Consider the following 11,556-nt stretch of genomic DNA (forward strand, 5'->3'; position numbering starts at 1 on the left):
GGGGCCCTCACCGGTCGTCGGCTCGGCTACCTCACGCCGGCCAGGATGGTGTTGACCTGCTTCTCCGCGTCGGCCAGCAACTGGTCGACGTTGGCGTCACGCTCGGTGAGCACCTTGAGCATCGCCACGTCCAGCACCGCGTAGACCTGCTGTGCGTTCGGCGGCTCGAACTTCACCGGGATGGAGTCCATCGCGGCGACGAAGGGCGCGTAGTTCTCCTGCGGCACGTTGGCGTACTTCTTGTCGGCGGCAGCCTGGGTCGCGGCGGCCTGCCCGGTGAAGATCTGCGGCTCGGGGAGCCCGACCGGCAGCTTGTTCTCCGTCGCCCACTTGTTCTCCGCCTCGAACCGCTCGGCGCTGGTGAACCAGAAGGTCAGCCACTTCAGGCCGGCCCTGATCTTCTCCGGGGTGGCCTTGGCGTTGAACATGTAGCCCTCGCCGCCGCCGAGGGTGCCCTTGCCGTCCGGGATCGGGCCGAGGCCGTAGTCGGCGAAGTCGCCCTTGTACTGGTTGACGATGGTGGGGATGTTGTCGGCCGGCGCGACGTACATGCCGAGTTTGCCGGCGCCCATGAGCTGGAGCAGGTCGGCCCACTCCAGGGACTGCCGGGCGCCCATGCTGTTGTCGGTCCAGCGCATCTCCTTGAGCTGGTTCAGCACCTGCCTGCCCTGGTCGCTGTTGAACGCGGCCTTCCAGGTGCCGCCGTCGTGGACGGCGACGTCGCCGCCGACGGAGTAGATCTCGGTGGTGAAGTGCCAGCCGCCGGTGTTGGACTTGCTGTACTCGCCGTAGCCGACGGTGCCGTTGCCGAGCGCGGCGATCTTCTTCGCCGCCACGCGCACGTCGGCCCACGTCTTCGGCGGGTTGTCCGGGTCCAGCCCGGCCCTGGTGAACAGGGGCCGGCTGTAGAGCAGGCCAGAGGAGTAGTTCTTGTAGGGCAGGCCGTACAGCTTGCCGTCGGCGCCGGAGAAGACCCTGCGCAGCTCCGGCTTGACCTGGTCGACGACCGGGAAGTCCTTGGCGTACGTGCTGATGTCCGCGACCTGGCGCTTGGCGATCAGGTTGGCCGGGTCGGTGAAGTAGACGTAGAAGACGTCCTCGAGCTGCCCACCGGCCAGCTTCGCGGCGAAGGTCTGCGGGTCCATCTTGCCCTCGCGGGCGTCGATGTCGATGTCGGGGTTCAGCCGCTCGAACTCTGCGACGTTGTCGAGGAAGCGCTGGTGGTTGGCCGCCTCGGTGGCGGGCGGCAGCCCGTTCACCGTGATGGTGACCTTGCCGCCGGAGGTCGACTTCTCGTCGTCCTCACCGCACCCGGCGGCCGACAGCGCCACCCCGGCGACGAGGAGCAGCCCGAGCGCGCTGCGCAGGCTCGTTCTGGTCATGGAGACACCCTTCCTGGGCGAATGTGATCCGGCTCTCAAAGCTGCCATGTTTCGTGGCGATGACGATACAAAGTCGAATCGCTTGCCGCAAGAAGTGGACAGCATCGCGGAAAAAGAGGACGGACCCTCGCCCACGGATGCGTCGGGGAGGATTCGCGGGCTCTCCACCAGGTTCGTCGCATTGATCCCGTCGAGTGTCCGGTCGCCGCGGCCCCGACCGCACAGAGCGCGCGCGGGACGCCGCGGCAGCGGTCCGGATACCGGGAGCCGACGTCAGGACGGAACGCCGGGCAGCGAGGGCCGGCCCGGCGGGACGCCGGGCAGCGAGGGGACGCCGGGCACGCCCCGGGCACGATCGGGCGGCACCGGGGTCAAGGACTACCCGGCGGCAGGGTCAGCGTCGGCCGGCGGCGGGCTCAGCGCCGGGCCGCGGAGTCGACGCCCGAGGTGGGTCGACGCCCACGGTGGGTCAACGCCCGGGCGCCGGGCCCGTCGAGCCGCGGACCACCAGCTCCGGCTCGAAGAGCAACTCGTCGCGCAGCACGCCGGCGCCTTCGATCTGGGTGACCAACAGGTCGACCGCCGCTTGGCCCATCGTCTCGATCGGCTGGCGCACCGTGGTCAGCGGCGGGTCGGTGCAGGTCATGAACGCCGAGTCGTCGAAGCCGACCACCGACACGTCGTCGGGCACCGACAGCCCGAGCCGGCGCACCGCGCGGATCGTGCCGAGCGCCACGACGTCGCTGGCGCAGATCACGCCGGTGACGCCCCGGCCCACCAGCTTGGCGGCGGCCACCCGGGCGCCTTCCATGGAGAAGCTGGACCGCTCGACACACTCGTCCGGGTCCCGCCAGCCGGCGATGCGGGCCAGCGCGGCCAGCTTGCGCCGGGAGGGCACGTGGTCCTCCGGGCCCAGCACCATGCCGATCCGCTCGTGGCCGAGCGACCGCAGATGCCCGTACGCCTGTTCCACCGCGACCGCGTCGTCGGTGGAGACCCGGGGAAAGCCCAGCTCGTCGATGCCGGCGTTCACCAGCACCACCGGGAGCCCCCGATCGGTCAACCGCCGGTAGTGGTCGTGCGAGGCGGCGGCGAGCGCGTACGAACCGCCCGCGAAGATGATGCCGGACACCTGGTGATCGAGCAGCATCTCGACGTAGTCCGACTCGGACACGCCGCCAATGGTGCGGGCGCAGAGCGCCGGGGTGTAGCCCCGCTGGGCGAGCGTCCCGGTGACCACCTCGGCCAGCGCCGGGAAGATCGGGTTCTGCAGCTCCGGCAGCACCAACCCGACCAGCCGCGCCCGCTCCCCCCGCAGCTTGGTGGGCCGCTCGTAGCCCAGCACGTCCAGCGCGGTGAGCACGGCGGTGCGGGTGGACTCGGAGACTCCGCCACGCCCGTTGAGCACCCGGCTGACCGTCGCCTCGCTGACGCCCGCCTTCCGGGCCACCTCGGTCAGTCGCTTCGCCACGCCGCAATGCTACGGCACCGCGCTGCAAAAAATAAACAAGGTGATGACGCACGCAGTCATCATCCTGACGTCATCCGTCCATTTCCGGGCAACCCTCATGCCCGGCACTCCGGCGGCTGCGGCCCACCCGAACGGCGGATCATCAAATCGGCAGCGATGGATCTACGGTAGGCAAGCAGTCACTCGCCGCTCCGGAAGGACTCCCCATGCCCCAGCCGCTCCGCCGCCGGCTCGTCCGCCTCGCGGTTGTCGCCACCGCCGCGGCAGCCGCCAGCTTCACGGTCCAGCCGACCCCGGCCCTCGCCGTGCCATTCGACTGGAACGGCTACTTCACGACGTACGAGGAGTGCGAGGCATACCGCATCCAGGCCAGCTACTGGGGCGAGGTCAGCAACAGTTGCGAATACCGCACCCTGCCCGACAGCGAATACAACGGCTGGTACTTCCGGGCCTGGCTGCCGGGTTAGGGCCACCGGGGCGACAGGACCAGACGGCGGCAGGGCGTGCCCCGACAGCCGCCCTTCCACCTGCTTGACCGCTCAACCTCGCGGCGATAGCTTTGACATTCATCGATAGATGTCTCTCGAAGCAGGTGGACCATGCTGTGGAAGTCCATCGCCGTCGCCGCGTCCGTCGCAGGCGTGCTGGCCACCGCCCCCGCCGCCTCGGCGGCACCCGCTCCGTTGTCAGCCCAGGGCTGGGGCGCCGGAAACTGCCCGCAGGGCATGCTCTGCATCTGGCCGAACTGGAACCACCCGCCGGAGGGCCCCACGGCGACTCCGTCCCTGACGACCGACAGCGAGTGGTCCGGCAACGTCCCGGCGTTCAACTTCTACAACTACACCGCCAAGAAGGCCGAGATAACGTGGTCCTACACGTATCTCGGAACGCCGCTGACCGGCACGATCTGCGTCCTCCCCGGCGGCGACGGGGACCTGTACGTGCCCATGTACGTGACGAAGGTGACCTGGCAGCCGCGCGGCTGCTGATCCCGCCGGAGGCAACCCGGGCCTGTCGACCACTCGGAGAGGGCTTTCGATGACCAGGTTGAACTCCCTGCCGAGGGTGGGACCGCGGCGGCCTGGATGGCGGCTCGGGTTGGCCACCGGCGCGGCGGCGACGATGCTGGTGGGCACCGCGGCGTTCGGCCTGCCGTCGGCCTCGGCGGCGACGGTGGACACGTCGGCGTCGTACGTGTTCGTCAACCGGCACAGCGGCAAGGCGATGGACCTCTACGACTGGTCGACGGCGGAGAACGCGCCGGTCAACCAGTGGACGCGCAACGACCTCGCAGTGCAGCAGTGGCAGTTCGTCGACGCCGGTGGCGGCTTCTACAGGGTGCGGTCGCGGCACAGCGGGAAGGTGCTGGAGTTGCCGAACGCCGCCGACGGCACCCAGTTGGTGCAGACCACCGACCGGGGCTCGGCCACGCAGCAGTTCCGGTTGCAGGACTCCGCCGGCGGGTTCGTGCGGTTCGTGAACCGGCAGTCGGGCAAGGTGATCGACCTGTGGGAGTGGTCGACGGCCGACGGAGGGCGGTTGGCCGCATACTCCGACGTGGACGGGGTCAACCAGCAGTGGCAACTGGTGCGCCTCGGCGGCGGGATGCCGACCACGTCACCGGCCTACCCGCAGCCCGGCAGGGTCGCCGGGGACGTCGGCGTCCACGATCCGACCGTGGTCAAACGGCCCGACGGCACCTACCTCGTCGCGCACACCGGGGACGACATCGCGCTGAAGACCTCGACGGACCGGATCACCTTCCGCAACGCCGGCACGGTCTTTCCCGGCGGCGCGCCCTGGACCACCACCTACACCGGCGGCTCACGCAGCCTGTGGGCGCCGGACCTGTCGTACCGCAACGGCCGCTACCACCTCTACTACTCGGCGTCGACCTTCGGCTCCAACCGCTCGGCCATCTTCCTGGCCACCAGCGCCACCGGCGCAGCCGGAAGCTGGACCAACGAGGGGCTCGTCATCGAGTCGCGGACGTCGGACGACTTCAACGCGATCGACCCGAACCTCATCGTCGACGACCAGGGCCGCTGGTGGCTGAGCTTCGGTTCGTTCTGGTCCGGGATCAAGATGATCCAGATCGACCCGGGCACCGGACGCCGGCTCGGCACGTCGATGCACAGCCTCGCCAACTACGCTCCCGGCATCGAGGCGCCCGTCATGGTCAAGCGCGGCGCCTGGTACTACCTGTACGTCTCGTTCGACCGCTGCTGTCAGGGCGCCAGCAGCACCTACCGCATCATGGTGGGGCGGTCGGCGAGCCCGACCGGGCCGTTCGTCGACCGAGCCGGACAGGCCATGCTCTCGGGTGGGGGCACCCAGATCCTCGCGTCGCACGGCAGCATCCACGGTCCCGGCCACCAGGCGGTCCTCGGTGACAGCGACGGCGATTGCCTGTTCTACCACTACTACGCCGACAACGGCGCGTCGCTGCTCGGCATCAACCGCATCGGCTACGACGCGGCCGGCTGGCCCTACGTGTACTGATCCCGCGCCAGGCCGGCCCGCCGGACCCGGCCCCGGGCCGCCGGTCGGTGGCGTCCGTTCCCGGCTCCCGCCACGGGCGGCCTACGCGGGCTGGCGGTCGGCCGGGACGCCCAGGCGCAGCAGCGGCAGGCAGGACAGGAGCAGGCCGACCGCACCCACCCACAGGGCCACCCGGGCGTCGGCGGCGGCCCCCAGCACGGTGCCCAGCAGCGCGCCCAGCGGCATCGCCCCGCCGAGCAGGAAGCGCATGGTGGCGTTCATCCGGCCGAGCAGTTCGGGCGGGCACAGCCGCTGGCGCAGACTGACCTGGGCCACATTGGAGGCCGTCGCGCCCGCCCACAGCAGCAGGTAGCCGCCGGCCGCCAGCCAGATCCGGCCGGCGTTGTCGATCAGGGGGGTGAGCAGCGCGAACGGCGCGGTGACGAGGAGGCAGAGCCAGGCCGAGCGATACTGCCCGAGCCGCTGGGCCAGGCGTCGGGCCACCACCGCGCCGAGGATCCCGCCGGCGCCACCCGCGCTGAAGTACGCGCTGGCCGTCGCCGGGGACGCGCCCAGCTCGCTGACCAGGCGCACCGGCACCATCGTCTGCACCACCAGGGCGAACATGTTGTACGCGCCGCCGGCCAGCGCCAGCACGCGCAGCACCGGGTGGCGCAGCACGTACGCCACGCCGTCCCGGATCTGCCCGGCGAGCCCGGACCGGCCAGCGGTGGCGGGCCGCGGGTCGGCCGCGCGGATCCGGGCCAGGTACGCGGCGGACCCGGCGAACCCCGCCGCGATCAGCAGGACGGCGGGTCCGGTGCCGGCCAGCTCGACGGCCAGCCCGGCCAGGGCGGGACCCGCGACCTGCGCCACCGCGAGGGTGGTGCTCAGGCGGGCGTTGCCCTCGACCAGCTCCTCGGGCCGCACCACCCGCGGGAGGTAGCTCTGGTGCGCGACGTCGAAGAACACCGTGAGCACCCCGACGCCGAGGACCACGACGTACAACTGGCCCAGCGCCACGCCGCCCGGGGCCGCCGGCACGGCCAGCGAGGCGACGAGCGCTGCCCGCCCCAGGTCGGCGCCGATGAGCAGCCGCCGCTGCCGCACCCGGTCGACGACCGCGCCGGCGGGCAGGCCGACGACCAGGAAGGCGACCGTGCCCAGCGTGCCGACCAGGCCCACCTGCCACGCGGAGGCGCGCATCGGGCCGGCCGCCACCAACGGCAGCGCCACCAGGGCCATCCGGGCGCCGAACTGGCTCGCGACCGCCCCGAGCCACAGGGACCGGAAGTCGTGCTGTCGCAGCAGCCCGGCGCGGTGGTGCGCCACGTCAGGTCGGCGCGGCCGGGGTCGAGGCGTCGGCCGCCCGCAGCCACGTCGCGCGCAGCAGGTCGGCGGCCCGGCCCGCCTCGATGTCGGGCCGCTGCGCCAGCAGCGCGAAGAACTCGACCAGAGCGGCGCCCACCGGCTCGGCGGCCGGCAGCACCTCGGGGTCGTGGTGGACGGTCAGCTCGGGCCGCTCGGCCGACCACGTGACCGCCAGGTGCAGCGCGTTGTGGGCGGGGAACCCGCGCCGGCCGGCGGGCGGGCGCACGACGCCGCGCAGCAGCCGGCCCGCCGGGCCGATCGTGGCGAGGCCGAGCGTGCAGGTGCGCTCCGCCGCCACCACGTTGAGCACGAGGCGACGCCGTTCGCGCAGGGCCTCGATGCCACCGAAGTCGGTCAGCCACCGGCCGAGCAGGGGCGGCGCGGCGGCGTTGGCGGCGGCGAGGCCGCGGACCCAGCCGGCGAGCGAGGGGGACGGGACGGTGTCCGGTGGCACGCTCACCACCGCCTCGTGCAGCGCGCCGGGGACCTCCAGGCTCTCCCGCGTCCACCGGCCGCCCCGCGCGTACAGCACCGGGACGTCCGCCTCGGTCCAGAGCCCCAGCAGGAACGACAGGGCCGCGAGGAGCAGGCCGGAGCCGGTCGCGCCGGTGAGCTCCCGGCCACGCCGGATGGCCCCCGTGGTGTCGCCACCCAGCCCCAGCGGCCAGGCGGCGGTCGCAGTGGTGTCCCGCCACGGTTTCCAGCGCCCGCCGGGGAAGGCGACGGCGGGGACCTCCCGGCTCATCGCCTCCGCCCAGAACTCCCGGGAGGCGGGCCGCCGCGGGTCCGCAGCGACCTCGGCCACGTGCGCGAAGAACGAGGGCACCGGCGGCGGCGTGCGGTCGGGATGCTCGTACGCCGCCGCCGCGCGGCGCACGAACCGGGTGTGCGTCGCGTGATCGGCGAAGCCGTGGTCCACCACGAGGGCGAGCGCGTGGTCGTCCGGCGTCAGCCGCACCAGGCAGGCGCCGGCCAGCGGGTCGTGGCCCAGGTCGATCGGTGCGTACACCGCGGCGCCGAGCGCCGCCCCGGCCGCCTCCAACCGCCGGTCCGCCGGCAGGTCGGCACAGTCCACGGTGGTCACCGGGAAGGGCTGCTCGGCTCCGCACACCAGCTCCGGGCCGGGTGCGAACCGGGCCCGCCACACGTCGTTGCCGGCGGCGGCGGCCCGCATGGCGGCGGCCAGGCGGGGCACGTCCACCTCGCCCCGGACGCGCCACAGCGTCCAGGCCCGCGGCATCGGGTTGTGCCGGGGCAGGCCGGCCTCGTCGGTGTCGCTCAGCAGCAGCAGTTCGCGCTGCGCCCCGTAGGGCGGCACCCCCACCCGGCTCAGCCCTCGAACGCGGGCAGCCGTGACCACGCCGGCTGGCCCGCGGCCCAGGCTGCCAGCACCCCCCGGTCGTCGGGCAGCCGGCCGCTCAGGTGCAGGTCACGCAGCCGGCGCAGCGGCGTCACGCCGGTCGGCCAGTGTGCGAGCGACCGGCGGTAGCACTCGGCGGCCAGGTCGGCCCGGCCCAGTTGCTCATGCGCCTGGCCGGCGTTGAACCAGGAGATGCGGCCGTACGGGAACTCCAGGTGCGCCGCCCTCAGGTACGCGTCGAGCGCGCCGCTGACGTCGCCGGCCTGGTATCGCAGCTCCCCCGCGGTGAGCCAGGTCTTCGGGTCGATCGGGTCGATCCGCTCCGCCAGCTCGTCCACCAGGGCCAGCGCGGCGTCTCGCTCGCCGAGGTACGTGTGGGTGCGCACGGCGGTCTCCACGGCGGGGAAGTAGTTGTCCGCGGCGATGACCCGGGTGTGCTCGTCGTGCCCGGTCAGCTCCCGGGCGATGCCGAGCCACCGGTCCATGTCCGCGCGCAGCAGGTCGCGGTCGCCGGTGAGGAACGGCAGGAAACCCATGGCCCGGAACCATCTGCTGGTCATGAGCGCGGCGTCGAACTCCGACACCTCGGCCAGCGCGGTGTACCGGGCCAGGTCCTCCTCGCCGAGCTTGCGCCAGCGGGCGATGGTCTCGGGCTCCCGCCGCCGGGCGGCGTTGACCGTGGCGTTGATGGTGGTGACCACCCTCGTGCGGGCGTACCGGACGTCGTCGCCGAGCTGGTCGTACAGCGTGCGGAAGTGCGGCTCCAGCTCGGCCGCGTGCCCCGTGGTGAGCATCTGCTCGGCGAAGATCCAGCTGGCCAGCGCGTACGCGCCCTCGGGGTCGCGCACCGGCACGCCGGGCCCGGGAAGGATCTGCTCGGCCTCGGCGTGGAAACCCACGGCGGACAGCAGCCGGCCCAGCAGCGCCCGGTCCAGCAGCGGCAGGTCCGACGCGTTGGCCAGCCGGTCCCGCACCTCCGGCGGGCAGCCGTCGGACGCCGCCAGCCAGGTCCGGTAGTCGGCCGAGGCGCCGCCGGAGGCATAGCCGTACACCGCGGCCGTGGCCTGCATCTCGTCGCGGAACATGGCGGCCGTCGCCCGCTGCGGGTGGATCTCCCGGAACCACGGCTCGCGACGTTCGAGCACGGCCGCGTAGGACATCAGTGGCGTGTGGATCGCGACCGGAGGAGAGTCGACCGGGTCGAGGATCTCGCTCGACCGCAGGTCGAGGAACGGCCGGTAGCGCTCGAGCGGGAGCGGACGCGCCTGGGCCGCCGGCTCCCGCACCGCGACCGCCCAACGCGCCGCGTCGGCGCAGACCGTGCCGTCCAACGCCGGGCGTCGCGCCACGAGAACCGCCAACCGGTCGCGCTCCTCACGGCGGTCCGAGGCGAGCAGGTCGGCCAACGCCCCCACGAGCTCGCCGGTGTCGGCTGTCGCGGGCGGCCCACCGGTGCCGGCTGTCGCCGCGGGCCCGCCGCCCCTGGCGGCCACGGTGGGGGCCGCCAGGTCGAGCAGTCCGGCCAGCGCCGCGGTCCGCTCCGCCAGCCCGGTCCGGGCGGCCACCCGGTAGTGAACGCGGGCGGCCTCCACGTCGCCCGCCGCCCGGGCCGCGTCCGCCGCGAGGAGCCGGGTCGCCGCGCCGGTCGGATCGAGATCGAGGGCGACGCCGGCGAACTCGCGCGCCGGCCCGACGCCGGTCGCGCCGGTCTCGTGCAGGGCGGCGCGGGCGGCGGCCCGCAGCAGCGCCAGCGCGGCGTCGCGCGCCAGGAAGTCGTCCCGGCCCGTCCCCAGGTCGCGGACGACGGCACGGACCATGTCGGCCTCGGGCACCGGCTCGCCCGGGCAGCGCAGCCGCACGGCGAGGATCCGGGCCCGGGCGATCACGCCGAGCCGGTCGCCGGACAGGCCGGCGGCCAGGGACTCCGCCGCGGCGAGCGCCGCACCGGCCGGCTGCCCGCTCGCCGCGGCGTGCCCCGCCCGGGCCAGTGCGGTGGCGAGGCGGACCGGCAGGCCCGCCGCCTCGGGCGGCACCGGGGGAAGCGGTTGCCGGCCGTCCTCGGCGAGGAGGAGCGCCCGCCAGGCGCGCACCGGGGACGACGCCTCCTCACCGAGGCGCCACAGCAGTTTCGCGGCGTCCTCCCGGCGGCCCAGCGCGCGCATCAGTCGCGCTGCCCACAGGAGGCCGGCGTGCTCCTCGGTCTCGAGCCGCTCGCGCACCTCGGGCGGCGCGACGAGGGTGTCCGTGGCGTCGAGCAGGCCGGATCGCTGCATCGCGCGGCGCAGGCCGGCGGGCGGCGCATGTGCGGGCAACCAGCCGCACGGGTCGGACCGGCCGGCGCAGAACAGCGCCGCTTCGGCGACCAGGGCCGGCGGGACCACGGGATCGGCGGTCAGGTCGATGAGCGGGCGCAGCGGCAACGCCGCCGGATCTCGCCAGGTGATGTCGGCCATCCCTCTCCTCCCGCCCCGGCCGGTTGGTCGATGCCGAGGGGCGGACACGCGGCGATGGGGCAGCCCGCGCCCGCCCGATTGGTGACCGGCGGGTCAGTTGATGACGGCGTTGATCAGCCCCACGGCGGATCCTTCGAGGTCCTCGTAACGCTCCATGCTCGACACCTCCTCCCGATCACGCGAGGAAGACGGGCGATGACAGCCCCTGTTCCCGCCATCCTCGCCCAGACAGCAGGCACAGTCAATCCATAGAGGACGATCGACATCAGGCTCTCGCCGCGCCGCGCCGCCCCGAGCATCGGCCGCCCGTCGCGACGCCCGTGCGGGCCGAGCCCGCCCGTGCGGGCCGAGCCGGAGGAACCGGGTGACACGCGGTCGCGTGCCACCCGGTTGGCGGCCTTACCGGGGCACCCAGACGCTTTCGGGCGTGAACCCTCCGAAGCTCGGCAGAGAGCTGTTGCCAGGGACTTCGAAGGCCCCTCCGACGCAGTCGTCGTTCATGAACATCGCCGCGCTCCGGCTGTTGGTGTTGATCGCGGAACGCGGACGGTCTCCCCAACCGGCGTCCACCAGGCTCACGCACGTGCCGGGCGACACCAGAGAGATCAGGGTGAGGCGCTCACCGGTGTAGTTGGCGCCCTCGAACAGGCAGAGCGTGTTGGTGAATGGGCAGGCGTCGACGGCCGGCGCGTTACGCGCGGCGGGGGCCGGACTCGCCGCGGCGGGGGCCGGGGCAGTAGCCAGAAGCGCTGCCAGGAGGCCGAACACCACCGAGGCGCGCGACAGCCGCCGAACGGTCGGTGGAACGGGCCGAATCATCATCCCAATACCTTTCTCTGCTCCGATTGGTCTCGATGCCGCGCCTTCGACTGCGGTGGCGCGGACGGATGACGAACGCGGGTCGGGCGGGTTCAACCGAGCGGAGACGCGCGGAGGCTCGCCTTCCGACGGAAGGCGGGCGTTCTTCGGGTACGCGCTGGGCCGCGCGTTTGCGGTGTCGGTAGATGGGGATTTGCACCAATTGCTCGGCTGTCATCG

At 73.2% G+C, this 11,556-nt stretch carries 9 protein-coding genes; 3 read left to right on the forward strand and 6 right to left on the reverse strand.

Translation table 11 applies throughout. The annotated features are described in order from the left end of the window. Positions 1 to 26 precede the first annotated feature (26 nt). Both ACFYWL_RS14940 and ACFYWL_RS14945 read right to left on the reverse strand, forming a co-directional pair. Entirely contained in the window at positions 27 to 1,382 is a 1,356-nt protein-coding gene (locus ACFYWL_RS14940; RefSeq protein WP_386972396.1) for an ABC transporter substrate-binding protein, read from the reverse strand. Between the two features lie 469 nt (positions 1,383 to 1,851). After that, a complete protein-coding gene (locus tag ACFYWL_RS14945; protein ID WP_386972399.1) occupies positions 1,852 to 2,853 on the reverse strand; it encodes a LacI family DNA-binding transcriptional regulator in 1,002 nt (333 codons plus the stop codon). Between the two features lie 206 nt (positions 2,854 to 3,059). Between ACFYWL_RS14945 and ACFYWL_RS14950 the strand changes: the two genes are divergently transcribed. The 3 genes from ACFYWL_RS14950 to ACFYWL_RS14960 all read left to right on the forward strand — a co-directional run bounded on the left by ACFYWL_RS14950 (position 3,060) and on the right by ACFYWL_RS14960 (position 5,355). Beyond that, on the forward strand, positions 3,060 to 3,320 hold the full coding sequence (locus ACFYWL_RS14950) for a hypothetical protein (RefSeq protein WP_386972402.1): 261 nt from the start codon (positions 3,060 to 3,062) through the stop codon (positions 3,318 to 3,320). Between the two features lie 132 nt (positions 3,321 to 3,452). Next, entirely contained in the window at positions 3,453 to 3,842 is a 390-nt protein-coding gene (locus tag ACFYWL_RS14955) for a hypothetical protein (RefSeq protein ID WP_386972404.1), read from the forward strand. Between the two features lie 133 nt (positions 3,843 to 3,975). Then, positions 3,976 to 5,355 carry a family 43 glycosylhydrolase gene (locus tag ACFYWL_RS14960; RefSeq protein ID WP_386972407.1) on the forward strand — a complete coding sequence of 460 codons (1,380 nt, stop codon included), beginning with the start codon at positions 3,976 to 3,978 and terminating at the stop codon, positions 5,353 to 5,355. An 81-nt stretch (positions 5,356 to 5,436) separates the two neighbouring features. Here the strand turns inward: ACFYWL_RS14960 and ACFYWL_RS14965 are convergent, their stop codons facing one another. The 4 genes from ACFYWL_RS14965 to ACFYWL_RS14980 form a co-directional block, all read right to left on the reverse strand. After that, complete coding sequence (locus ACFYWL_RS14965; RefSeq protein WP_386972410.1) at positions 5,437 to 6,666, reverse strand: MFS transporter; 1,230 nt, start codon at positions 6,664 to 6,666, stop codon at positions 5,437 to 5,439. Between the two features lies 1 nt (position 6,667). Then, positions 6,668 to 8,029, reverse strand: coding sequence for a condensation domain-containing protein (locus ACFYWL_RS14970; RefSeq protein ID WP_386972413.1), 1,362 nt, complete (start codon positions 8,027 to 8,029; stop codon positions 6,668 to 6,670). 5 nt (positions 8,030 to 8,034) lie between these two features. Further along, a complete protein-coding gene (locus ACFYWL_RS14975) occupies positions 8,035 to 10,518 on the reverse strand; it encodes a hypothetical protein (RefSeq protein ID WP_386972416.1) in 2,484 nt (827 codons plus the stop codon). Positions 10,519 to 10,917: 399 nt separating this feature from the next. Then, a complete protein-coding gene (locus ACFYWL_RS14980; protein ID WP_386972419.1) occupies positions 10,918 to 11,340 on the reverse strand; it encodes a peptidase inhibitor family I36 protein in 423 nt (140 codons plus the stop codon). Positions 11,341 to 11,556 lie beyond the last annotated feature (216 nt).

Source organism: Micromonospora sp. NPDC002575 (assembly GCF_042889525.1).
In the GTDB taxonomy this organism is placed as follows: Bacteria; Actinomycetota; Actinomycetes; order Mycobacteriales; family Micromonosporaceae; genus Micromonospora; species Micromonospora carbonacea.